Origin of the sequence: Roseovarius aquimarinus (genome assembly GCF_043661195.1) — a bacterium.
Classification (GTDB): Bacteria; Pseudomonadota; Alphaproteobacteria; order Rhodobacterales; family Rhodobacteraceae; genus Roseovarius; species Roseovarius aquimarinus.
Genome location: NZ_JBIHMM010000003.1, coordinates 272648 through 296705 on the forward strand (window position 1 = coordinate 272648; position 24058 = coordinate 296705).

23 protein-coding genes are annotated in these 24058 nt (G+C 65.5%); 15 read left to right on the forward strand and 8 right to left on the reverse strand.

The annotated features are described in order from the left end of the window. Nucleotides 1-154: 154 nt before the first annotated feature. Together ACGRVM_RS11930 and ACGRVM_RS11935 are read left to right on the forward strand one after the other, a co-directional pair. Entirely contained in the window at nt 155-760 is a 606-nt protein-coding gene (locus ACGRVM_RS11930; RefSeq protein ID WP_377171913.1) for a L,D-transpeptidase family protein, read from the forward strand. Nucleotides 761-905: 145 nt separating this feature from the next. Next, nucleotides 906-1094 (forward strand): hypothetical protein, encoded by a 189-nt coding sequence (locus ACGRVM_RS11935; protein ID WP_377171915.1) that lies wholly within the window; start codon nt 906-908, stop codon nt 1092-1094. Between the two features lie 112 nt (nt 1095-1206). On the opposite strand, the gene hemH is transcribed toward ACGRVM_RS11935, so the two are convergent. After that, nucleotides 1207-2280 (reverse strand): ferrochelatase, encoded by a 1074-nt coding sequence (gene hemH / locus ACGRVM_RS11940; RefSeq protein ID WP_377171917.1) that lies wholly within the window; start codon nt 2278-2280, stop codon nt 1207-1209. Nucleotides 2281-2342: 62 nt separating this feature from the next. Next, nucleotides 2343-3161 (reverse strand): methyltransferase domain-containing protein, encoded by an 819-nt coding sequence (locus ACGRVM_RS11945; RefSeq protein WP_377171919.1) that lies wholly within the window; start codon nt 3159-3161, stop codon nt 2343-2345. Nucleotides 3162-3196: 35 nt separating this feature from the next. Between ACGRVM_RS11945 and ACGRVM_RS11950 the strand changes: the two genes are divergently transcribed. Genes ACGRVM_RS11950 through ACGRVM_RS11965 form a run of 4 tightly spaced genes read left to right on the forward strand, consistent with a single transcriptional unit; the run spans nt 3197 to nt 5499 of the window. Further along, on the forward strand, nt 3197-3934 hold the full coding sequence (locus ACGRVM_RS11950; RefSeq protein ID WP_377171921.1) for a double zinc ribbon domain-containing protein: 738 nt from the start codon (nt 3197-3199) through the stop codon (nt 3932-3934). Between the two features lie 34 nt (nt 3935-3968). Next, nucleotides 3969-4226: a glutaredoxin 3 gene (grxC, locus tag ACGRVM_RS11955; RefSeq protein ID WP_377171923.1), complete on the forward strand. Its 258-nt coding sequence runs from the start codon at nt 3969-3971 to the stop codon at nt 4224-4226. Beyond that, entirely contained in the window at nt 4223-5053 is an 831-nt protein-coding gene (locus ACGRVM_RS11960) for a carbon-nitrogen hydrolase family protein (RefSeq protein WP_377171925.1), read from the forward strand. The genes grxC and ACGRVM_RS11960 overlap by 4 nt, the downstream gene beginning before the upstream one ends. Further along, nucleotides 5053-5499 (forward strand): MarR family winged helix-turn-helix transcriptional regulator, encoded by a 447-nt coding sequence (locus ACGRVM_RS11965; protein WP_377171927.1) that lies wholly within the window; start codon nt 5053-5055, stop codon nt 5497-5499. Before ACGRVM_RS11960 ends, ACGRVM_RS11965 begins: the two co-directional genes overlap by 1 nt. Here ACGRVM_RS11965 and ubiG read toward each other — a convergent pair. Then, entirely contained in the window at nt 5496-6248 is a 753-nt protein-coding gene (gene ubiG / locus ACGRVM_RS11970; protein ID WP_377171929.1) for a bifunctional 2-polyprenyl-6-hydroxyphenol methylase/3-demethylubiquinol 3-O-methyltransferase UbiG, read from the reverse strand. The two genes, ACGRVM_RS11965 and ubiG, sit on opposite strands and share 4 nt — an antisense overlap. 49 nt (nt 6249-6297) lie before the next feature. Between ubiG and pip the strand changes: the two genes are divergently transcribed. From pip to infB, 6 genes are all read left to right on the forward strand, one after another. Continuing rightward, on the forward strand, nt 6298-7278 hold the full coding sequence (pip, locus tag ACGRVM_RS11975; RefSeq protein WP_377171931.1) for a prolyl aminopeptidase: 981 nt from the start codon (nt 6298-6300) through the stop codon (nt 7276-7278). Between the two features lie 95 nt (nt 7279-7373). After that, complete coding sequence (locus tag ACGRVM_RS11980; RefSeq protein ID WP_377171933.1) at nt 7374-9026, forward strand: Hint domain-containing protein; 1653 nt, start codon at nt 7374-7376, stop codon at nt 9024-9026. A 205-nt stretch (nt 9027-9231) separates the two neighbouring features. After that, on the forward strand, nt 9232-9819 hold the full coding sequence (rimP, locus tag ACGRVM_RS11985) for a ribosome maturation factor RimP (RefSeq protein ID WP_377171935.1): 588 nt from the start codon (nt 9232-9234) through the stop codon (nt 9817-9819). A gap of 5 nt (nt 9820-9824) precedes the next feature. After that, on the forward strand, nt 9825-11504 hold the full coding sequence (nusA, locus tag ACGRVM_RS11990; protein WP_377171937.1) for a transcription termination factor NusA: 1680 nt from the start codon (nt 9825-9827) through the stop codon (nt 11502-11504). Between the two features lie 23 nt (nt 11505-11527). Continuing rightward, nucleotides 11528-12160: an RNA-binding protein gene (locus ACGRVM_RS11995; RefSeq protein WP_377171939.1), complete on the forward strand. Its 633-nt coding sequence runs from the start codon at nt 11528-11530 to the stop codon at nt 12158-12160. Beyond that, entirely contained in the window at nt 12157-14637 is a 2481-nt protein-coding gene (gene infB, locus ACGRVM_RS12000; RefSeq protein ID WP_394624057.1) for a translation initiation factor IF-2, read from the forward strand. Before ACGRVM_RS11995 ends, infB begins: the two co-directional genes overlap by 4 nt. A gap of 86 nt (nt 14638-14723) precedes the next feature. Here the strand turns inward: infB and ACGRVM_RS12005 are convergent, their stop codons facing one another. The 4 genes from ACGRVM_RS12005 to ACGRVM_RS12020 all read right to left on the reverse strand — a co-directional run bounded on the left by ACGRVM_RS12005 (nt 14724) and on the right by ACGRVM_RS12020 (nt 17521). Further along, nucleotides 14724-14858, reverse strand: coding sequence for a hypothetical protein (locus tag ACGRVM_RS12005; RefSeq protein WP_377171943.1), 135 nt, complete (start codon nt 14856-14858; stop codon nt 14724-14726). 142 nt (nt 14859-15000) lie between these two features. Next, nucleotides 15001-15399 carry an 8-oxo-dGTP diphosphatase MutT gene (gene mutT / locus ACGRVM_RS12010; protein ID WP_377171945.1) on the reverse strand — a complete coding sequence of 133 codons (399 nt, stop codon included), beginning with the start codon at nt 15397-15399 and terminating at the stop codon, nt 15001-15003. 13 nt (nt 15400-15412) lie between these two features. After that, entirely contained in the window at nt 15413-16642 is a 1230-nt protein-coding gene (gene argJ, locus ACGRVM_RS12015; RefSeq protein ID WP_377171947.1) for a bifunctional glutamate N-acetyltransferase/amino-acid acetyltransferase ArgJ, read from the reverse strand. Nucleotides 16643-16648: 6 nt separating this feature from the next. Continuing rightward, the gene (locus ACGRVM_RS12020; RefSeq protein WP_377171949.1) at nt 16649-17521 is read right to left on the reverse strand and encodes a peptidylprolyl isomerase; all 873 of its coding nucleotides are present in this window, start codon (nt 17519-17521) and stop codon (nt 16649-16651) included. Between the two features lie 194 nt (nt 17522-17715). Here ACGRVM_RS12020 and secA point away from each other — a divergent pair, with 194 nt between their 5' ends. From secA to ACGRVM_RS12035, 3 genes are all read left to right on the forward strand, one after another. After that, complete coding sequence (gene secA / locus ACGRVM_RS12025) at nt 17716-20436, forward strand: preprotein translocase subunit SecA (protein ID WP_377171951.1); 2721 nt, start codon at nt 17716-17718, stop codon at nt 20434-20436. 128 nt (nt 20437-20564) lie between these two features. Next, nucleotides 20565-21605, forward strand: coding sequence for a hypothetical protein (locus ACGRVM_RS12030; protein WP_377171953.1), 1041 nt, complete (start codon nt 20565-20567; stop codon nt 21603-21605). Between the two features lie 23 nt (nt 21606-21628). Further along, nucleotides 21629-23188 carry a substrate-binding domain-containing protein gene (locus ACGRVM_RS12035; RefSeq protein ID WP_377171955.1) on the forward strand — a complete coding sequence of 520 codons (1560 nt, stop codon included), beginning with the start codon at nt 21629-21631 and terminating at the stop codon, nt 23186-23188. A gap of 69 nt (nt 23189-23257) precedes the next feature. Here the strand turns inward: ACGRVM_RS12035 and ACGRVM_RS12040 are convergent, their stop codons facing one another. Continuing rightward, nucleotides 23258-24058, reverse strand: coding sequence for a DUF4336 domain-containing protein (locus ACGRVM_RS12040; RefSeq protein ID WP_377171957.1), 801 nt, complete (start codon nt 24056-24058; stop codon nt 23258-23260).

Genomic DNA, 24058 nt, shown 5'->3' on the forward strand with positions numbered 1-24058 from the left:
AGAACCATCCATCTTATTGTTTTCTTATTCCCTACAGGCGCCTGCGTTGCGATTCAAACCCACATGCTCGGAACTTCGCCACCCGCCCCGGTTTGAATTGCGACTGCGACATTCGCGCCATATGATACCTCCCATTCCGCGCAATCCATTCGCCATGGAGGCAAAAGTGACCCAGACCCCTTTCAAGCCATTGAATAGAAGAAACTTCCTGGCGGGTGCCGCTGCCGTAATCGGAACGCCGGCCCTGGCCCAGAGCACGGGCACGATCGAGATGGAGCGCGAGATCACGCAAAGCGTGCGCCGCAACATCTCGAGCTTCCGGTCGATGACATGGCAGCCCTATTTCAAGTCTCTGCGCAACGGGGCCGTGCTCGTCGACATCGATTCGCGCGCTTTGCACTACTGGAGCGAGGACGGGCGCACCTACAAACTCTACCCGTCTTCGATCCCGCTGTCGGAGGAGCTGACACGGCGCGGGCGCACGCGCGTGACGCGCAAGGTCGAGGGGCCGAGCTGGTCTCCGACGCCGAACATGCTCAAGCGCAATCCCGAATGGCCGGCCTTCGTGCCGCCGGGGCCGGACAATCCGCTCGGCACGCATGCGCTCTACCTCGGATGGAAATACTACCGCATCCACGGCACGCACGACACGCGCAAGATCGGTCGCCGGTCGTCCAACGGGTGCATCGGCCTCTACAACGAGCATATCGCGGAACTCTTCGGCCTCGCGAAAGTGGGCACTCAAGTGTTGCTTATTTGACGATATTGCGGCCCGTGGTCGCGGTTTGGCATCAAGTTGCAATTGCAATCACGCAAATTTGCTGATTAGAGAATTGACACGAGGTAAACGTCTTGGGTGCTTGCCGTCGCAAGATGCGACGTCACGCTAATTTCTGGAGGATACAATGAAGAAACTCGTTCTCGCCGCTGCTCTGTCCGCCGCTGCTTCCACCGCATTCGCAGGCAACATGGAGGCTCCCGTGATGGAGGCTCCGGTTATCGTCGAAGAAACCAATGCAAGCTCGTCGGCAGCTGGCGTCTGGGTTCCGCTGGTCGTTCTGGCGATCGTCGCAGCTGTGATCGCAGCCGACTAAGCATTTCGGGCAGGCCGATTTCCGGCCGCCTTGAATGTTCTTCGTCTGACAACAGACAAAAGAGACGCCGGATCGAAAGGTCCGGCGTCTTTTCCGTTTTCGCGGTGCAGGTTCAACTCGGCCTGTCGGTCACCCAGCCGCCGAGGTTTTCGCGGATGACATCGGCTAGCGCCTCGATATGCGCGGGACCGTCGTTGAGGCAGGGGATATAGGTGAACTCCTCGCCGCCCGCCTCCTCGAAGCTTTCGCGGATCTCCTCGTTGATCTCTTCCAGCGTTTCGATGCAATCGGCGGAGAAGGCCGGCGCGACGACGGCGATACGCTTCTTGCCCTCTTCCTTGGCGAGGCGCGCCACTTCATCGACCGTGTAGGGCTTGAGCCACTCCTCCGGTCCGAAGACCGACTGGAAGGTTGTCGTGATCTGCGTGTCGCTCCAGCCCAGCCGCTCCTTCAGGAGGCGCGTCGTCTTCTGGCATTGGCAATGATAAGGATCGCCCTGCATCAGGTAACGCTTGGGCATGCCGTGATACGAGACGACGAGGATCTCGGGGTCGATCTCGCCGGCATAGGCCTCCTCGATCGAGCGCGCGAGCGCCTCGATGTAATGCGGATGGTCGAAATAGGGCTCGACCGTGCGCGCGGCGGGCTGGCGCGTCTCCTTCATCAGCGCGCGAAAGAACTGATCGTTCGCCGTGGCGGAGGTCGCTCCGGCATATTGTGGATAGAGCGGGAAAAAGAGGATGCGCGTGCAGCCCGCCTCGGTCATTTCGCGCACCTTCGACTGGGTCGAGGGGTTGCCGTAGCGCATGCAGAAATCGACCATCACCTCGTCGCCGTATTCCGCCGTGAGCGCGGCACGCAGCGCTTCGGTCTGATCGCGGGTGATCGTCATCAGGGGGCTTTCGCCCTTTTCCTCGTTCCAGATCGACTTGTAGGCGGCGCCGCTTGTGAAGGGGCGCTTGGTGAGGATGATGAGCTGCAAGAGCGGCTGCCATTTCCAGGGCGCATAATCGATCACGCGGCGATCCGAGAGAAACTCGTTGAGATAGCGGCGCATCGACCAATAGTCGTAATTGTCGGGAGTCCCGAGATTGGCCAGCAGAATGCCCGTCTTCTCCCGCGGCACCTTCGGGTGATCCTTGGGCGCGTGTACGGGGCAGGTGGCATCCTTGGCGGGCTCGGTCATCGTCTGTCGGTCCTTTTCATGCGGGCGGCTCATGGGCCGACATAAGCGAATGGGCGCGGGGGTCAATCGCGCAAAGGCGTCTCGTTCGTGCCGAGCGCGTCGGCCAGCCGGGCCTTGGCCGAGCCGGGGCGCAGCGGTTGCGGCTGCGAGGCGTCGGGCGACCAGCCGGTGAGGCAGATCAGATCGTAGGTGGCGCCTATGCGCCCGTCCTCGGTTCCGAAGCTCTGGGCATAGATCTCGCCGGCCCGCTCGAAAACCGCGCGGCGGGTGAATTTACGCGCGCGGGCCTCCATCGCGTTGCCCTCGCCCATGGCGCGCAGATCGCGCATCAGGGCGGTCATGTCGGCATAGCTGGCGCTGAGCGGCACACTGTCCACCACCGGGAGCGTCATGCCCGCCCGTTGCAGAAGCCCGCCCAGATCGCGCACCTCTGCGGTCGGCACGACGCGCGGCGAAAGGCCGCCCGTCACCTCAGCCTCCGCCTGCGCGAGACTGGCGCGCAACTGGTGCAATGTGGTGCCGCCCGGCATGATGCCGAGAAAGAGGCCATCGGGCCGCAACGCCCTGCGGCATTGGATGAGCTGCCCGACGGGATCGTTCGCCCAATGCATCGCCATCGCATGCACCACCAGATCATGCGCCTCGGGCTCGAGCGCGAGCGTCTCGTCATCGGGCACGATGGTCGCGCCACCAATCACATCGCGCCAGTGATCGGGCCAGCCGGTGACGAGGGCGGGAGCGGTAAACGCTTTGTTAACCATCTCCAGACGATCCTGCACTTCGGCGATGGCCGCATCGTGCAGGAACAGCGCCGCACCGCGCCGCTCTGCGCGGGCGCGCTGGCGCAGGAGGGCGCCGCGATCGGTGAGCGTCCGGGTCATGGGTGGAATGCCTTGGTCATGGGGGCGACATATAGATGAAGGCCGACCGGTTTCAATCCGCCATCCGGCTGATCTATCCCGCGCGCTGCTCGCTCTGCGGCGATCTCGTGGACAGCGATTTCGGCCTCTGCGGTGCGTGCTGGCGCGATACACCCTTCATCGCGGGGCAGGTCTGCAACGGCTGCGGCACCCCCTTGCCCGCCGGGCCCGACGCGCCGGAGGATCTCCTGAACTGCGACGATTGCTTGCGCATCCATCGCCCCTGGGGCGCGGGCCGCGCGGCGGTGCGGTATGCCGGGAACGGGCGCAAGATGGTGCTCAAGCTCAAACACGGCGACAGGCATGATATCGTCCGGCCCGCCGCCCTCTGGATGGCGCGCGCAGCGCAGCCCCTCTTGCAGCCCGATACGCTGATCGCTCCCATCCCGCTCCACTGGTTTCGCCTGCTCAGGCGGCGCTACAACCAGTCGGCGCTGCTGTCGCGCGCGGTGGCGCGTGCGCTGGATCGCCCCGATTGCCCCGATCTGCTGGTCCGGCCGCGCGCCACGCCGACGCTGGGCGGGATGGGGCGCGATGCGCGTTTCGCAACGATGGAGGGCACGATCCGGGTGCATCCGCGCCGACGTATCATCGTTGCGGGACGGCATGTCCTCCTCGTCGATGACGTGATGACCTCGGGCGCGACTCTCGCGGCCGGGGCGGAGGCCTGCCTCGCCGCCGGGGCCGCCGGCGTGAATATTCTGGTACTGGCGCGCGCGTCCAAGGATGCCTAGGTTCAGCACGAAGCCTGAATTCAAGGAGCGTTCCATGCCCGCCGTCGATATCTATACCTCGCCGCTCTGCGGCTTCTGCACCGCCGCCAAGCGGCTCCTGTCGCAAAAAGGGGTGAACTTCTCCGAGATCGACATCGCGCGCCAGCCCGAGCGCCGCGCCGAGATGACGCAGCGTGCCAATGGCGGGCGCACCGTGCCGCAGATCTTCGTGGGCGAAGTGCATGTCGGCGGCTGCGACGATCTCTATGCGCTCGACCGGGCCGGCAAGCTGGACGCCCTCCTGAAGGGATGAAGGCCGCGCTGATCCAGCTGTGCAGCGGTGACGATCCGGCGCGCAACCTGCCCTTGACCGCCGCGCTGATCCAGGAGGCGGCGGACGGCGGCGCCGACTTCATCCTGACGCCCGAGGTGACGAATTGCGTCTCTGCGAGCCGTAGCCGCCAGCTGGAGGTGCTTCAAACGGAGGCGGAGGACATCACGCTCGCCGCGCTGCGCGATCTCGCGTCGCGGCGGGGCGTCTGGCTCCTGATAGGCTCGCTCGCGCTCAAGACTTCGGATGCGGACGGGCGCTTCGCCAACCGCTCGTTCCTCGTCGCGCCCAACGGTGCCATCGTGGCGCGCTACGACAAGATTCACATGTTCGACGTGACGATCAGCGACAGCGAGAGCTATCGCGAATCCGCAGGTTATCGCCCCGGCACAAGAGCGGTCTTGGCCCAAGCGCCGTTCGGCCCTGTCGGCATGACGATCTGCTACGACATCCGGTTCCCGCATCTCTACCGCGGCCTCGCGCAGAAGGGCGCGCGCATCCTGACGGTGCCCTCTGCCTTCTCGCAGGTCACGGGCGCCGCGCATTGGCACATGCTCCTGCGCGCGCGGGCGATCGAGACGGGCGCCTTCGTGCTGGCCCCGGCGCAGACCGGCACCCACGAAGCCGCCGGCGGCGCGCCGCGCCGGACCTATGGGCACAGCCTCGCCGTCGGGCCGTGGGGCGACGTGCTGGCGGATGGCGGCGAGGGCACGGGGGTGATTTACGTTGATCTGCACCTTCCCGAAGTGGCACAAGCGCGTCAGCGCATCCCGGCGCTGATGCATGATGTGGAATTCGGCGGACCCTGATGGATGATGCGCGCACCAATTCGCTTGCCGTCGCGCTTTTCAGCGAGATCCTCACGAACGACCAGCTCATTCGCAACCAGCTGAGCCGCATTCTGCCCAAGGGCATGGAGGTCTCGCATTTCTCGGTGCTGAACCACCTCGCCCGCGCCGGGCTGGAGCGTACCCCCGCCGAGCTTGCCAAGAGCTTTCACGTCACGCGTGGCGCGATGACCAACACGCTGCACAAGCTGGAATGGGCCGGATACGTCCATATCCGGCCGGATTGGGACGATGCCCGCCGCAAGCGCGTGTCGATCAGCCCGGCCGGGCGCAAGGCCCGCGATGCCGCGCTCGACGCGATCACGCCCCTCATCTCGGAGGTCGTGACCGAGCTGGGGGACGACAAGGTGCGCGCGGCCCTTCCGGTCCTGCGCAGCCTGCGTGCCCGGCTCGAGCCCAAGGATTAGGCCGCGTCCGGACGGCGGCTCGCGGTGACGTAATTGCAGCTCAGATCCCGGTCCGAGATCGACCATTTCCAGCTGATCGGGTTGAAAACGAAGCCCTTGCGGTCCACCGGCTCCAGCCCTGCCTGCCGCAGCAGATCGTAAAGCTCGTCGGGCGTGATGAATTTTTTCCAGTCATGCGTGCCCTTGGGCAGCCAGCGCATCACATGCTCGGCGCCGATGATGGCCATGACATAGCTTTTCGGGTTGCGGTTCAGCGTCGAGCAGATCTGAAGCCCGCCGGGTTTCAGCAGATCGTGGCAGGCCGTCAGATAGGCCAGCGGATCGGCCACATGCTCGACCACTTCCATGTTGAGCACGGCATCGAACCGCTCGCCCGCCTCGGCCAGCGCCTCGGCGGTGGTGTGGCGATAGTCGATCTCGAGTCCCGATTGCTTGGCGTGAAGCCGGGCCACCGGGATGTTGCGCTCGGCGGCGTCGGCGCCGACCACATCGGCGCCCAGCCGCGCCATGGGCTCGGCCAGAAGGCCCCCGCCGCAGCCGATATCGAGGATGCGCAGCCCGGCGAAGGGCGCATCCGCGCTCAGATCACGCTCGAACTCGGCGGCGATTTGCTGCGTGATGTAATCCAGCCGGCACGGGTTCATCATGTGCAGCGGCTTGAACTTTCCGGTGGGGTCCCACCACTCCTCGGCCATGGCCTGGAATTTGGCGACTTCGGCATCGTCTATCGTGGATGCTGCCCTTTGCATTCCGCTCTCCGTGTGTTCATTTGATCGCGTCTGATAACATAGGGCGGTCATGGATAAAATCTCGGGACCGAAAAGCGCAGTCCAGTATCTCTATCCGCCGATCGAGCCTTTTGACCGGCGCATGCTGGATGTCGGCGACGGTCATGAGGTCTATGTCGAGCAGTCCGGCAATGCGGACGGTATTCCCGTCGTGGTCCTGCATGGCGGCCCCGGCGGCGGGTGCAGCCCCGCGATGCGCCGCTATTTCGATCCCGCCATCTACCGCATAATCCTCTTCGATCAGCGCGGTTGCGGCCGCTCGCGCCCGCATGCCTCGGTCGAGGCGAACACGACCTGGCATCTCGTGGACGATATCGAGCTGATCCGCACGACCTTCGGCATCGAGCGCTGGGCCGTCTTCGGCGGAAGCTGGGGCGCGACCCTCGCGCTGATCTACGGCATCACCCATCCCACGCGCTGCCTCCATCTGGTGCTGCGCGGCGTCTTCACCATGACGCGGGCCGAGCTCGACTGGTTCTATGGCGGCGGCGCGGGCATGTTCTGGCCCGAGACCTGGGCCCGCTTCGAGGGGCTCATTCCCGAGGACGAGCGCGGCGACATGATCGCCGCCTATCACAAGCGGCTCTTTTCCGGCGATCACCATACCGAGGTGCTGCACGCCAAGGCCTGGAGCGGGTGGGAGAACGCGCTGGCGACGGTCCGCTCGACCGGGGCGGGCGGGGACAGCCCCGCCGAATACGCGCGCGCCTTTGCGCGGCTCGAAAATCATTACTTCATCAACGGCGGCTTTCTCGCGCATGACGGCTGGATCATGGACAATGTCGAAAGCCTCCGCCACGTGCCCGGCACGATCGTGCAGGGCCGCTTCGACATGATTTGCCCGCCCGTCACGGCGCATGCGCTCTCGAACGCGTGGCACGGCTGCCGCCTGCACATGATCCCCGTCGCGGGCCACGCGCTCAGCGAGCCGGGGATCAGCGCCGAGCTAATACGCGTCATGGACGGGCTGCGCGCGCGCCTGCATCGTTAGAACTGTAGGTATCTTAAGATAAAATTCGGTTGAGTGCGTAAGATGCGCGCAACCTGAATCCGTTATCTCTCTTGCAACCAAAGCGGAGAGCGCACGTGGCATTTGTAAGCGGCACCAGCGGAAACGACACGATCATCACCGGCGCCGAAAATGACGTGGTCTGGGGCGACGATGGGAATGACGCCATCCGCACGGGTGCCGGTGACGATCTCGTCGGCGGCGGCCTCGGCAACGACACCATAATCGGAGAGGCGGGGGATGACGACCTCTACGGTAACGAGGGCAACGATGTGCTCTTGGGCGGTGAAGGCAACGATTACCTCGCCGGCAACCAAGGCGCCGACTCGTTGGACGCCGGCGCCGGCCGCGACACGCTGGACGGTGGAGAAGGCAGTGACCTTATGTTCGCGAGAGACGGCGACGACCGTTTCTTCGGCGACGCGGGAAACGACACGATCTATGGCGGCGGGGGCAATGACACCGGCGGCGGCGGCACCGGCAACGATCTGATCTACGGCGACGACGGCAACGATTTCCTCGGCGGCGAGGAAGGCCGCGATACGATCTATGGCGGCACGGGCAACGACAGCATCGGTGGTGGCGCAGACGAGGATCTGATCTACGGCGGCGCGGACAACGATACCATCGACGGGCTGGGCGGAAACGATACGCTTTATGGCGATGCCGGGAATGATCGGATCGCCGGCGGGGTGGACAACGACCTCATCGATGGCGGCGCAGGCGACGACACCGTCGGCGGCGACGAGGGCAACGACGTGGTCAAGGGCGGGGACGGCCGCGATTCGGTCTCGGGCGGCGCGGGCGATGACCAGCTTCTCGGGGACGAAGGCGACGATACGCTGTCGGGCGGCACCGGAAACGACACGATGGCGGGCGGCGCGGGCGCGGATCGCTACGTCGTCAGAGACGGCAATGGTGACGACGTCATCAGCGATTTCGACGTGGTGAATGATCGTCTCGCCTTCGACATGGCCGAGATCGCGCGTTTCCGCGATGCCGAGGCGCGCATGACGCAAGACGGCGCCGACACGCTCTTCACCTTCGACAACGGCAACACGCTGCGCCTTCAGAACGTCTCGAAGGGTGATCTGCGCCCCGCCAACGTGGAATCGGTGAACGGCCCCATCTGCATCTGCGCAGGCATGCCGGTCGAGACGGCGCGCGGCCCCGTCGCGGTCGAGCATCTGCGCGAAGGCGACATGGTGCTGACCCGTGACGGCGGCGCGGCGCGGGTGCGCATGATGCTGCACGAAACCCGCGTCTTCCGGGATCGCGAAGACCGGCGCCGTCCCGTGCTGATCGCCGCAGGGGCGCTGGGCGACGGGATACCGGCGCAGGATGTGCGCCTTTCGCCGCAGCACCGCGTCATGATGCGCGATACGGCTACCGGCGAGGAGCGTCTCGTCGCGGCCTGCAAGCTGACCGGCTTGCGCGGTGTGCGCCGGATGCGGGGCGTGGCCAGCGCGGAATATTACAACATCCTGCTCGAGACGCATGAGATCCTCGGCGTCGCGAACCTGCCGGTCGAATCGCTGCTGGTCGCCGAGCGGAGCCTGCCGCGTCTGCCGAAGGCCGAGCAGGCGGTCTGGCGCGCCCGTCCGGCGATGACGCCCGCGCGGCCCATCGACGGGCACGCGGACGACCTCGAGGGCGTGGCCTTCGGTGCGCAGGCGCCGCATTGGATGGTGATCGCGCACGCGACTCCGGTTCTCTTCGCCGCCGAATAGGCGGAGCGGCGCCGCCCCCGGTCCGAGGGGGCGGCGCAAATCGCTTGCACCTCGGGACGCGAGCGCCTATATCCCCCTCAACAGCGGCGCGCCTCGGGTCCACACCAAGGCAAACCACCGGAATTCGTGACGGGCCGCGCGCCCGTTTTTTTGTGCCTGAACCACAGCCCCGACCCAGACAGCCCCGACCCAGATCGACGAGACCATGACCAACGACCTTATCGCCAAAGCCGCCATCGACCGCCGCCTGGCCGAGATCATCACTCCGGTGATCGAGGATCTCGGGCTCGAGCTGGTGCGCGTGCGTCTGATGGGCGGCAAGCATCACACGCTTCAGATCATGGTCGATCGCCCCGATGGCGGCATCGAGGTGGACGAATGCGCGGCGGTCAGCACGGCGGTGAGCGCGACGCTCGATGTCGAGGATCCGATCACCGACGCCTACACGCTCGAGGTCAGCAGCCCCGGCATCGACCGCCCGCTGACGCGGCTCAAGGATTTCGACGCGTTCGAAGGCTACGAGGCCAAGATCGAGACGAGCGAGCTGATCGACGGACGCAAGCGCTTCAAGGGCGTTCTGGCCGGGACAGAGGGCACCGAGGTGCTCATCAACGTCGAAGAGGGCGCCGAGACCGTCACCATCGGCCTCGAATTCGACTGGCTGGCCGACGCCAAGCTGGTGCTGACCGACGAGCTGATCCGAGAAATGCTGCGCCAGCGCAAGGCGGCGGGCAGCATCAACGAAACCGAATTTGACGAAATCCAGACAGATACCGGTTCTGAGGAGGACTGAAATCCATGGCAATCACATCCGCAAACCAGCTCGAGCTGTTGCAGACCGCCGAGGCCGTCGCCCGCGAAAAGATGATCGACCCCGGTCTGGTGGTCGAGGCGATGGAAGAATCGCTCAGCCGCGCCGCCAAGTCGCGCTATGGCGCCGAGATGGACATCCGCGTCAGCATCGATCGCAAGACGGGTCGCGCGACCTTCACCCGCGTGCGCACCGTGGTCGAGGATGACGCCGTTGAAAATTACCAGGCCGAGTTCACCGCCGAGCAGGCCCGCCCTTATTTTGAGCCCGCGCAGAAAGGCGGCGCTGTCTGGATGCGCGGTGGCCAGCCGGTCGAGGATTTCGCCGCCGGTCCGCAGATCGGCGATACCTTCGAAGAAGAGGTCCCGCCTGTCGAGATGGGCCGCATCGCCGCGCAATCGGCCAAGCAGGTGATCCTGCAAAAGGTCCGCGAAGCCGAGCGTGACCGCCAGTTCGAGGAATTCAAGGATCGCGCCGGGACCATCATCAATGGTCTGGTCAAGCGCGAGGAATACGGCAACGTCATCGTCGATGTGGGCCGCGGCGAAGCCATCCTGCGCCGCAACGAGAAGATCGGCCGCGAGGCGTACCGCCCGAACGACCGCATCCGCTGCTACATCAAGGATGTGCGCCGCGAGCAGCGCGGCCCGCAGATCTTCCTGTCGCGAACTGCGCCGGAATTCATGGCCGAGCTGTTCAAGATGGAAGTGCCCGAGATCTATGACGGCATCATCGAGATCAAGGCCGTCGCCCGCGATCCCGGCAGCCGCGCCAAGATCGCCGTCATCTCCTACGACAATTCGATCGATCCGGTCGGCGCCTGCGTCGGCATGCGCGGCAGCCGCGTTCAGGCCGTCGTGAACGAGCTTCAGGGCGAGAAGATCGACATCATCCCGTGGAACGACGATCAGCCCACTTTCCTCGTGAACGCGTTGCAGCCCGCCGAGGTCAGCAAGGTCGTTCTCGATGAGGAGGCCGGCAAGATCGACGTGGTCGTGCCTGAGGATCAGCTGAGCCTCGCCATCGGCCGCCGCGGCCAGAACGTGCGTCTGGCCAGCCAGCTCACCGGTCTCGACATCGACATCATGACCGAGGCCGAGGATAGCGAGCGCCGCCAGAAGGAATTCGAGGAGCGCACCGCGCTCTTCATGGAGACGCTCGATCTCGACGAGTTCTTCGCGCAGCTTCTGGTCTCGGAGGGCTTTACCAACCTTGAGGAAGTGGCCTATGTCGAGCTTGACGAGCTTCTGGTGATCGACGGTGTCGACGAGGACACCGCCGGCGAGCTTCAGGCCCGCGCCCGCGATATTCTCGAAGCCAAGGCCAAGGAGGCGCTGGACAAGGCGCGCGAGCTGGGCGTCGAAGACAGCCTGGTTGAATTCGAGGGTCTGACGCCCCAGATGGTGCTGGCACTGGCGCAGGACGGCGTGAAGACGCTCGAGGATTTCGCGACCTGCGCCGATTGGGAACTGGCCGGCGGCTGGACCGTGCAGGACGGCGAGCGCGTCAAGGACGACGGTCTGCTCGAGCCCTTCGACGTGTCGCTCGAGGAAGCGCAGGACATGGTGATGACGGCCCGCGTCCTGCTCGGCTGGGTCGACCCGACCGAAATGGAAGGCGACGCCGAGGACGAAGGCGACGCGGACGAAGAGGAGGCCGGGGCCTGATCGCAGGTTCCGGTATGCACCCGATGGGACGCGGCGGAGAGACTAAGGACCGCAGCGATGGTCCGGAGCGCAAATGCATCGCCACGGGCGAGGTGCAACCGAAACACGGCCTGATCCGTTTCGTGGTCGGGCCGGAAGGCCAGATCGCACCGGATCTGGCCGAAAAGCTGCCGGGCCGGGGGATCTGGGTGGCAGCCGACAGGGCCGCGCTCGAGAAGGCGGCCAAGAAGGGCCTTTTCGCCCGCGCCGCGAAACAGCCGGTGCAGGTGCCCGAGGCGCTGGCCGACTGGGTCGAAAGTCTTCTGGCGCAGCGGGTGGTGAACCTCATCAGCCTCGCGCGCAAGGGCGGGCGCGCCGTGTCGGGCTACGAGAAAGTCAAGGCAAGCCTCGACAAGGAAGAGGCGCAGGTATTGATGCAGGCCAGTGATGGGTCCGAGCGCGGCAAGTCCAAGCTCAGCACCCCGCATTTCGGCTCATTCATCGGCTGGCTGACGGCCGATGAGCTGGGACAGGCCTTCGGGCGACAAACCACGATCCACGCGGCACTGTCCGCTGGCGGTTTGACGCAACGTGTTGTAGAGGAGGCGGCAAGGCTCAAGGGCCTGCGCGTCTCGGACGATGGCAGCGGCCATCGGAAAGGAAAGAAGACCAGATGAGCGAGAACGACGGAAAGAAGACTTTGGGTGTTCGTGGCGGTCCGCGTGGCGGGAGCGTGAAGCAGAGCTTCAGCCATGGGCGCACCAAGAACGTCGTGGTGGAAACCAAGCGCAAGCGCGTGGTCGTGCCCAAGCCGGGTGCGGGCAACGTCGCGGGCGCAGGCAAACCCGCGCCCGTCGGTGATCCCTCGAAACGCCCCGCAGGCATTTCGGATGCCGAGATGGAGCGCCGGATGAAGGCGCTTCAGGCCGCGAAGGCGCGCGAAAGCGAAGACGCCGCGCGCCGCGAGGCTGAGGAGAAAGAGCGCGAGGAAGAGCGCCTGCGCCGCCGCGAGGAGGCCGAGGCCAAGGAGCGCGAGGAGCAGGAGCGTCTCGAGGCGCTCAAGGCCAAGGAAGAAGAGGACGAGCGCCAGCGCCGCGCCGCCGCCAGCGCCGCCGCCGCTCCGGTCGCCGAACCCGAGGGTGCCCGTTCGGCCCCGCGCGGATCGGCCCCGTCGAGCGCGCCGCGCAAGGCGCAGGAGCGCGACACCGAAAGCAAGCGCCCCGCCAAGGGCAAGGGCATGGGCGACGACAATCGCCGCTCGGGCAAGCTGACGCTGAACCAAGCGCTGTCTGGCGGCGAAGGCGGCCGCCAGAAATCCATGGCCGCGATGAAGCACAAGCAGGAGCGCGCTCGCCAGAAGGCGATGGGCGGCAGCCAGGAGCGCGAGAAGATCATCCGCGACGTGCAGCTTCCCGAGACCATCGTCGTCGCGGAACTGGCGCAGCGCATGGCCGAGCGTGTGGGCGACGTCGTCAAGGCGCTCATGCAGAACGACATGATGGTGACGCAGAACCAGGCGATCGACGCCGACACCGCCGAACTCATCATCGAGGAATTCGGCCACCGGGTCGTGCGCGTCTCGGACGCCGACGTGGAGGATGTGATCGCACAGGTTGAGGACAAGCCCGAAGACATGCAGCCGCGTCCGCCCGTCATCACGATCATGGGCCATGTCGATCACGGCAAGACATCGCTGCTCGACGCCATCCGCGACGCCAAGGTTCAGGCCGGCGAAGCGGGCGGGATCACGCAGCATATCGGTGCCTATCAGGTCAAGACCGACAGCGGCGCGACGCTCTCGTTCCTCGACACGCCCGGTCACGCGGCCTTCACGTCCATGCGGGCGCGCGGCGCGCAGGTGACGGATATCGTCGTGCTGGTGGTGGCCGCCGATGACGCGGTGATGCCGCAGACCATCGAGGCCATCAACCACGCCAAGGCCGCCAAGGTGCCGATGATCGTGGCCATCAACAAGATCGACAAGCCCGAGGCGAATCCCCAGAAGGTGCGCACGGATCTGCTCCAGCACGAGGTCGTCGTCGAGGCGATGTCGGGCGACGTGCAGGATGTCGAGGTGAGCGCCAAGAGCGGCAAGGGTCTCGACGAGCTTCTGGAGGCGATCGCCCTTCAGGCCGAGATTCTCGAGCTCAAGGCCAATCCGAACCGCGCCGCGGAAGGCGCCGTGATCGAGGCGCAGCTCGACGTGGGCCGCGGCCCCGTCGCCACCGTTCTCATTCAGAAGGGCACGCTGCGCCGGGGCGACATCTTCGTCGTGGGCGAGCAGTACGGCAAGGTCCGTGCGCTCATCAATGACCACGGCGACCGCGTCAACGAGGCGGGTCCGTCGGTCCCGGTCGAGGTTCTCGGCCTCAACGGCACGCCCGAGGCGGGCGACGTTCTCAACGTCGTCGAGACCGAGGCGCAGGCCCGCGAGATCGCCGAATACCGCGCCAATGCCGCCAAGGAAAAGCGCGCCGCAGCCGGTGCCGCGGTGACGCTCGATCAAATGATGGCGCAGGCCAAGCAGGACAAGAACGTGGCCGAGCTGCCCATTCTCGTCAAAGCGGACGTGCAGGGCAGCGCCGAGGCGATCGTCCAGGCGATGGAGAAGATCGGCAACGAAGAGGTGCGCGTGCGCGTGCTGCATTCGGGCGTCGGCGCGATCACCGAGAGCGATATCGGCCTTGCCGAGGCATCGGGCGCGCCGGTCATCGGCTTCAACGTCCGTGCCAACGCTCCGGCCCGCCAGAGCGCCAACCAGAAGGGCGTCGAGATCCGCTATTACTCGGTGATCTACGACCTCGTGGACGACATCAAGGCGGCCGCCTCCGGCCTCTTGGGTGCCGAGATCCGCGAGAAGTTCATCGGCTACGCCAAGATCAAGGAAGTCTTCAAGGTCACGGGCGTCGGCAAGGTCGCCGGCTGTCTCGTCACCGAGGGCGTCGCGCGCCGCTCTGCGGGCGTTCGCTTGCTGCGCGACGACGTGGTCATCCACGAAGGCACGCTCAAGACGCTCAAGCGTTTCAAGGACGAAGTGGCTGAGGTTCAGTCGGGCCAGGAATGCGGCATGGCGTTCGAGAAATACGAGGATATCCGCCCGGAGGACGTCATCGAGATTTTCGAGCGCGAAGAGATCACGCGGACGCTCGATTGATCCTCGCCGAGATCCGGACATGGAAAAGGGCGCCCGATTGGGCGCCCTTTTTCGTGTGGTGACCGGGGCCGGTTGCCCGAGGCGTCTCAGGCGGCCCGGCTGACCGGAATGCCGCAATAGATCCGGTTGCCATCCGCGATCTGGATGCGCCCGTCAGGCAGCTCACCGACGAAGATACCCTGGATCAGTGTGCAGCTTCCGATCTTGATCGTGCGATACATGATGTAATCCCCCACTCATGTTGATCTGGCGACGCGACTCGCGCCGGGTAGCGTTCATGACTTAACGTTACCTCGCCTTAACGTAGAGTGGCACAGATATTTTGCTATCTAAAGAGACTCGCTATGCGCCAAAGTGCAGCAGTCAGAGCCAGTCCCGGAGTATGGGGATAAGGGGAATATCGGCTGGCGGCATGGGATAGTCGCGCAACTTCGACGGGTAGACCCATTTGAGCGCCTGCCCCTCTCGCCCTTGAATGATGCCTTCCCACTTGCGGCAGGCGAAAAGCGGCATGAGCAGATGGAACGTCTCGTAACTATGGCTGGCGAAGGTCAGCGGCGCGAGGCAGCTGGCCCAGGTGTCGATCCCGAGTTCCTCCTGCAGCTCCCGGATCAGTGCCGCCTCGGGTGTCTCGCTGGGCTCGACCTTGCCGCCCGGAAACTCCCAGAGGCCCGCCATCGACTTGCCTTCGGGCCGCTGCGCCAGAAGGATCCGGCCGTCCGCGTCGATCAGCGCGACAGCCGAGACGAGCACGGTCTTCATACACGCGCTCCCGTCACGAGCGATAATCGGCGTTGATGTCGATATATCCGTGCGTCAAATCGCAGGTCCAGACGCGGGCGGTGCCGCCACCGAGACCGAGATCGACGTGGATCGCCAATTCCTGACGCTTCATATAGGCCGAAGCCGCCGCCTCGTCGTAGTCGGGACTGACCCAGCCGTTCTCGGCCACCTTCAGATCGCCGAACCAGATCGAGAGCGTGTCGCGATCGGCGCGCGCGCCGGATTTGCCGACGGCCATCACGACGCGGCCCCAATTCGCGTCCTCGCCCGCGATGGCGGTCTTGACGAGAGGCGAATTCGCGATCGATTTGGCGTGGCGATGCGCATCGGCATCGCTGGCGGCGCCGGTCACGTTGATCTCGACCAGCTTCGTCGCGCCCTCGCCGTCGCGCACGACCTGCTGGGCGAGATCGAGCATGACGCGCCGAAGACCTTCCATGAAGCCGATGGAATGCTCGCTCACCTGAACGCCCGACGCGCCGGTCGCGCCGACCAGAAGGGTGTCGGATGTCGACGTGTCGCTGTCCACCGTGATGCAGTTGAACGTGGTGCGATTCAGCGCCGAGACCATGGATTGCAGCACCGGCTGCGGCACGGCGGCATCCGTGAAGATATAGACCAGCATCGTGCCCATATCGGGCTCGATCATCCCGGATCCCTTGGCGATCCCGGCGATGCGCACGGTCTTGCCGTCCATCTCGATCTCGGTGGCCGAACCCTTGGGGAAGGTGTCCGTGGTCATGATGGCGCGGGCGGCCTCTTCGAGCCCGTCTTCCCGGAGCGCATCCTTCAGCTTGTCCAGAACGGCGACGATGCGCTCGTGCTTCATCGGCTCACCGATCACGCCGGTCGAGGAGGAGAAGACGCGATGCGCGGGCAGGCCCAGCACCTTCGCCACGGCGCCCGTCACCTCGCGCACCGACTCGACACCCCGCGCGCCGGTGAAGGCGTTCGAGTTGCCCGAGTTCACGATGATCGCCGCGCCCTCGTCGCCGCCGCGGGCGATCTTGGATTGGCAGTCGAGCACCGGGGCCGAGCGGGTGGCCGAGCGGGTGAACACCCCCGCGACGGTGCTCCCCGGCGCGAGATGCGCCAGCATCACATCGGTGCGCCCCTCATAGCGCACGCCGGCCGCGATACTGGCGAAACGAACACCCTCGATGACGGGGAGGTCGGGAAATGCGGCGGGCGCCAGAGGCGAGACGGAGGTGATCTTGCCCACGGTGTGTCACTCTTCGAGAAGGTCGAGCTGATTGAGCACTTGCGGGTCCATCTCGTCGCCGGCGGTGCGCTCGATATCGCCCTCGTCCTGAAGCTCGGTCACGCGCTGCTCGATCGCCTGCTGGCGCAGCGACTCGACGATTTCGGCGCGCACCTCCTCGAGTTCGGGCGCATCCTTGGCGCGGGTCTCGTTCAGCTTGATGACATGCCAGCCGAATTGGGTCTGGACGGGATCGCTGATCGCGCCCGCTTGCATGCCTTCGACGGCGGCCTGGAAGGGCTCGACCATCATGCCTTCGCTGAACCAGCCGAGCGCGCCGCCCGAGGGGCCGGAGGGGCCGGTCGAATGCTCTTCGGCCAGCGCACCGAAATCGGCGCCGCCGCGCGCTTCTTCGACGAGGGTTTGCGCCTCTTCCTCGGTCTCGACGAGGATATGCGCGGCGTTGTACTCGGTCACCGGCTCGGCATTGGCGTAATTCTCGTCGAAATAGGTCTGGATCGCTTCATCCGTCACGGCGGCCTCGGCGATTTTCGCCATCTCTTCGGAGGCGATCAGCGCGCGGCGCTCGTTCTCGAGCGCAAGGGCCGAGCGGCGGGGCAACTCGCCCTCATGCGCGTCGGCCAGAAGCGTCTGCTGGATCAGCTGGTCGAGAATGCCGGGAAAGAGGACATCGGCGGGGACTTGCTGAAATTGCTCGGGCAGGCCCGCGCGCAGGATCAGCATGTGACCCAGCGTGATCTCGGTGCCGTCCACGGTGGCGACGACGGTGTCGGCGGTCGGCGCCTCGTCGCCGGATGTGTCCTGAGCGATGACCGGAGCGGCACCGAGTGCCCCCATCAGCATGGCGCAGGTGGCAATCGGTTTGATACGGTCGAGCATGGGACGTTCCTTCACAGTTTCCGTCGGCTTGTGCCGCGCGGGGTGCGCGACGTTGACACTAAGACAGCAGGCGCTTACATCGCCTTTGAATAAAGGCATATCCCGCTGATACCCCTCCCGACATAGGGGTGCAATCGAAACGGGACAAGGCATTGCCGAATGCGAAGAAATCACAGGACGGGAACGGATTGCACATGCTGGGATTAGGAACGGTCGCCCGAAAGGTGTTCGGCACGCAGAATGACCGGAAGGTCAAGGCGACACGCCCTCTCATCGAAAAGATCAACGCTCTGGAGCCTGAAATCTCGGCCTTGGACGACGCCGGAATCATCGCGAAAACCGACGAGTTGCGCGGCCGCCTGCAGAACGGCGAGAGCCTCGATGCGCTCTTGCCCGAAGCCTTCGCCAACTGCCGCGAGGCTGCGCGCCGGGCCTTGGGCCTGCGCGCTTTCGACGTGCAGCTCATGGGCGGCATCTTTTTGCATCAGGGCAACATCTCCGAGATGAAGACCGGCGAGGGCAAGACGCTCGTCGCCACCTTCCCCGCCTATCTCAATGCGCTGACCGGCAAGGGTGTGCATGTCGTCACGGTGAACGACTACCTCGCCAAGCGCGACGCCGACTGGATGAGTGCTGTCTTCGGCGCGCTCGGCATGAGCACGGGCGTCGTTTATCCCAATCAGCCCGAGGACGAGAAGCAGCGCGCCTATGCCTGCGACGTGACCTACGCCACCAATAACGAGCTGGGCTTCGACTATCTGCGCGACAACATGAAATCCGAGCTGAGCCAGATGAGCCAGCGCGGCCATCACTATGCCATCGTGGACGAGGTCGACAGCATCCTGATCGACGAGGCGCGCACGCCCCTCATCATCTCCGGCCCCGCGCAGGACCGCAGCGAGCTTTACATCTCCATCGACAAGCTGATCCCCGAATTGGCCGAAGAGCATTTCACCGTCGACGAAAAGACGCGGGGCGTGACCTTCACCGACGAGGGGAACGAATTCCTCGAGAAGCTTCTTGTCGAGCGCGAGATCCTGCCCGAGGACCAGTCGCTCTACGATCCCGAAAGCACGACCATCGTGCACCACGTCAATCAGGGTCTGCGCGCGCACAAGCTCTTCCAGAAGGACAAGGACTACATCGTCCGCGACGGCGAGGTCGTGCTGATCGACGAATTCACGGGCCGCATGATGGCGGGCCGTCGCCTCTCGGACGGTCTGCATCAGGCGATCGAGGCCAAGGAGGGCGTCGATATCAAGCCCGAGAACGTGACGCTGGCACAGGTCACCTTCCAGAACTATTTCCGCCTTTACGACAAGCTGTCGGGCATGACCGGCACCGCCATGACCGAGGCCGACGAATTCGCCGAGATCTACGGCCTCGGCGTCGTCGCCGTGCCCACGAACCGCCCGATCGCGCGGATCGACAAGGACGATGCGGTTTTCCGCACCACCGCCGAGAAATACAAGGCCGTGATCGAGGAGATCAAGGAAGCGCACGAAAAGGGCCAGCCCACGCTCGTCGGCACCACCTCCATCGAGAAATCCGAAACGCTGAGCCGCATGCTCGACGAGGCGGGGATCAAGCACAATGTCTTGAACGCCCGCCAGCACGAGAAGGAAGCGCAGATCGTCGGCGATGCGGGCAAGCTGGGCGCCGTCACCATCGCGACGAACATGGCCGGTCGCGGCACCGACATCAAGCTGGGCGGCAACATCGACATGAAGATCATGGAGGCGATCGCCGCCGATCCCGAAGGCGATCCCGCCGAGATCCGCGCCCGCATCGAAGAAGGCCACAAGTCCGAGGAACAGGCCGTCAAGGACGCGGGCGGCCTCTTCGTTCTCGCGACCGAGCGGCACGAGAGCCGCCGCATCGACAACCAGCTTCGCGGCCGGTCGGGCCGTCAGGGCGATCCTGGGCAATCCTCGTTCTTCCTGTCGCTGGACGATGACCTGATGCGCATTTTCGGCTCCGAGCGTCTTGAAAAGGTGCTGTCGGGCCTCGGCATGAAAGAGGACGAGGCGATCATCCATCCGTGGGTGAACAAATCGCTCGAGCGCGCGCAGGCGAAGGTCGAGGGCCGCAACTTCGACATCCGCAAGCAGCTCCTGAAGTTCGACGATGTGATGAACGAGCAGCGCAAGGTGATCTTCAAGCAGCGCCTCGACATCATGCGCGCCGATGACCTGAGCGAGATCGTCAAGGACATGCGCGCCGAGGTGATCGACGATCTGGTCTATCAATACATGCCGCCCAAGACCTATGCCGATCAATGGGACATGGACGGGCTTCACGACGCCATTCTCGAGCAGCTCAACATGGACCTGCCAGTTCAGGCCTGGGGCGACGAGGACGGTGTCGATGACGAGGATGTCGCCGAGCGCATCGAGAAGCACGCCGACGAGATGATGGCGAAGAAGGCCGTCGATTTCGGCCCCGCCAATATGCGGCAGGTGGAGAAGCAGCTTCTGCTTCAGACCATCGACACCAAGTGGCGCGAGCATCTTCTGACGCTCGAGCATCTGCGCAGTGTCGTCGGCTTTCGCGGTTATGCGCAGCGCGATCCGCTGAACGAATACAAGAACGAGGCGTTCACGCTTTTCGAGTCCATGCTGGACAGCCTGCGCCAGGACGTGACGCAGAAGCTGAGCCAGGTTCAGCCGGTCTCGGAGGCCGATCAGCAGGCGATGCTGCAAAAGATGATTCAGGAGCGCGCCGCGCTCAAGGCGCAGACCGAGGCGGCCGAGCCTAAGGAGGACGGCCGCGACGTCGCGCAGCGTCCGGCGACGGCCGCGATCGAGGGCTTCGACGAGAACGATCGCTCCACCTGGGGCAATCCAAGCCGCAATTCGGCCTGCCCCTGCGGGTCCGGTCTCAAGTTCAAGCATTGCCACGGCCGCATCGCCTGAACAGCGCCGAAAATCATCGGGCCGCCACCGTGCGGCCCGAATGACTCCCAAGCAGCGCCACACGCACGCCCTTTTGTGCAGCTAAATCCTTCGCGAGACCCGCCGTTTATGGTGAGTGGAGGATCAAGATGCAAAAGCTCAAGATGATCGCCCTTGGATGCGGAACGCTGGCCCTGGCGCTGGGCGCCGGTCACTACATGCAGTCGCGCAGCGCCGTGCCCCCTGTGGCGCAGGACGCGGCCCCCGCCGCCCCTAGCCTGGGTGACGAGCATGGCGCGCTGGGCGGTCAGGCGCCTGTGCTCGCCGGTGCCGGAGCGGTCGAGCTGTCGTCCATCACGCTCACCTCGGCAGCCCCGCAACTCCCCAAGGCCGTCCCGGCCCCCGCGGCCCTGCCCGAGCTTCCGGACGACCGCCAAGCGGCGCTGGGCGAGGGTGATGCGCTCACCGCGACGGACGCATTGCCCGCCGAAGAGCCTGCACCCGGCTTGTCCTGCGATTACAGCCTGACGGCCGATGTGGCCCCCGGCGCGATGGTGACCCTCGCGCTCGATGCGCCCTGCGCCCCGCGCGAGCGTTTCACGCTTCACCACAACGGCATGATGTTCACCGAAGTGACCGATGATGGCGGCCATGCGAGCATGCTCGTCCCGGCCCTGTCGCGCCAGGCGGCCTTCATCGCGGCCTTCGCCAATGGCGAGGGTGCCGTCGCCAATGCCGAGGTCGAGAGCCTCGACGCCTATCAGCGCGTCGCGGTGCAATGGCAGGGCGACAGCGGCGTGCAACTTCACGCGCTCGAATTCGGTGCCGATTACGACGAGGACGGTCATGTCTGGGCCGGTGCGGCGCGCGATGTGGCCGCTGCGGCGGATGGCGATCGCGGATTTCTGACCCAGCTGGGCGATGCCGCCCAGCCCGATGCCCTGCGCGCCGAGGTCTATACCTTCCCCAGTCTGCTCGAAGGCCGGGATGGGCAGATCGCCCTTCATGTCGAGGCCGAGGTGACGGCGGGCAATTGCAACCGCGATATCGAGGCGCAGGCGCTTCAGATGCAGGCGGGAGGCGGGCTCAAGGTGCAGGACCTGACGCTCATGATGCCCGAATGCGATGCCGCCGGAGATTTTCTGGTGTTGAAAAATCTGCTGAATGACCTCACCATCGCCCGCAACTGACGCGGCGGATCGAGGGCCCATCGATGACACAGCTACGTGCGGCGATCCTCGCCGCACTTTTTCCTTGTCTCGCCGCCTTTTCCGCAACCGCGCAGGACGTGACCCTGACCTCGCGCGACGGCGATGTGACGATCACCGGTGATCTGCTGGGTTTCGACGGCGAGTTCTACCGCGTCGACACGATCTATGGCGAATTGACCGTCGATGGATCGGGCGTGCTCTGCGAGGGGCCCGGATGCCCCAATCTCAGCGCCTTCGTCGCCGAAGCCACCATGTCCGGCGCGCCCACGATCGGGCGGGTGCTCATGCCCGCCCTGATCGAGGCCTTCGCGTTGCGCGAAGGGCTCGAGCTGTCGCGTGAAAACAGCTCCGACATCGCATTCGCCTACACGCTTTCCGATCCCGAGAGCGGTGAGGCGCGCGGGCGGTTCAACCTGCGCCTGACCAACACCGACGAGGGTTTCGCCGATCTTCTGGCCGGTGAGGCCGACATGGCCATGTCCCTGCGCGAAGTGACCCGCGCCGAAGCGATCCGGGGGCGCGAGGTGGGCCTCGGCGATCTGCGCGACGCGCGGCGCAGCCGGGTTCTGGCGCTCGATGCGCTGGTGCCGCTCGTCTCGGCGGGCAATCCGGTCACGCAGATCACGACGCCGCAACTGGCGAAGGTTCTGACCGGCGAGATCAGGGACTGGACCCCGCTCGGCGGGCCGGATGCGCCCATTGCCGTGCATCTGCACGACGCGACCACGGGCCTCGGCCAATCGACCGAGCGGCAGATGCTGCGCGGCGAGGGTGAAACCTTCGCCGAGGACGCCATCCGCCATCTCGACGGGCAGGCGCTCGCCGAGGCCGTGGCGCAGGATCCCTTCGCCATCGGTGTCGGCAGCCGCTCGGAAAAGGGGCTGACGTTCGAGCTGGCGCTGACCGGCGATTGCGGCTTCGGCATGACGGCGACGCGCCGCGCGATCAAGACCGAGGATTATCCGCTGACCGCGCCGATGTTCCTCTACCTGCCTGCGCGCCGCCTGCCCAAGATGATGCGCGAGTTTCTCGCCTTCACCCGCGAGCCTGCGGCGCAGCTCGTGATCCGGCGCGCCGGGTTCGTCGATCAGCTCCCCGAGGAGATCGTCATCGACGAGCAGGGTGACCGCTTCGCCAATGCGGTCCTGCGCGCGGGCGAGGATGTGACCCTCGAGGACCTTCAGCGCATGGTGCAGGTGCTCAGCCCGCTCAAACGGCTCACGACGACCTTCCGCTTCGAGCCCGGCTCGGCGCGGCTCGACGCGCAATCGCGCTCGAATGTGGAAAGCCTCGCCCGAGCGCTCGAGAGCGGTTTCTACGATGGCCGCCGGCTCGTTTTCGTCGGCTTTTCCGATGGCGAAGGTCCGGCGAGCGGCAATCGTGCCATCGCCCTGCGCCGCGCCGACACGGTGCGCGAGGCGGTCATCCGAATGGCGGAGACCGCGGAACTCGACCGGCTGACGCTCGAGACCGAAGCCTTCGGCGAGGCGATGCCGATGGCCTGCGACGACAGCGAATGGGGCCGCCGCGCCAATCGCCGGGTTGAAATCTGGATGCGATAAACGAGGCTGGCCGCGCGCCGTTGAGCGGGCATCGCTTGGGTATTTCCACCAAGAAAAAGCAGAGCGGGATCAATCGCCCTGCCGTTGGCGATCTTCCTCGATGCGATTCATCACGGCGGTCCATTCGCGGTCGCGCAGGATGCGCCGAAAGGCACGGCGCAATTCGCCCGCCGCATCGCGCCTGTACCAGCGCCCATGCACGAGGACGAGGCGGCGCGGCGCCCATGCGATCATGCGCTCGACCGACTCCGCGAGCGGGCCCTTTTGAAAGCTCAGCCGAAGCCCGAGGGGCATCTTGCCATCGCTGTCATCCGTTCCGGCGATCCAGATGAAGGGGCGCATCCATGCGGGGAGCTTGGCCGTTTCGAGATTGTGCAGCAGGTCCGCCACGATCAGCGTGTGAGAGGCGCGGTGAAAGAACACCGCCTCGCGGTGAACGCGCGAGCCTTCGACCATGAGTTGCTCGATCTCCCCCGCCCATGCGCCCGGCGGGATGGCGCCGAGCTCGTGCTGGGCCGCGAAAGGCGTGCCGGCTTTCTCCGCACGCTCCGCCGCGCCGGGCGCGGCATGGGTCTGCGCCTCCGGGAAGGCGGTCTGCCACTCGGCGACATGCGCGGTCTGCAAGGGGCTGGGCGCGACGAGGTGCTGGACCGGGCCGAGCGCATTAAGCGCCGCGCGCAGATCGTCCGTGAGGGGAACGGGCGCATGCACCCAAAGAGCGCCGCTTGCGAGGCGGATGACCGTGCAACGCGCTGGGTAGGGCATGCCCCGTATCCGCCGCGCAAGCCCGTCGATCAGCCAGATATCGTCAGCCACGGGCTGAAGCCCGCTCTGCGGCGCATCGCCCGTGACTGAAAGCTCTGCGGCCAA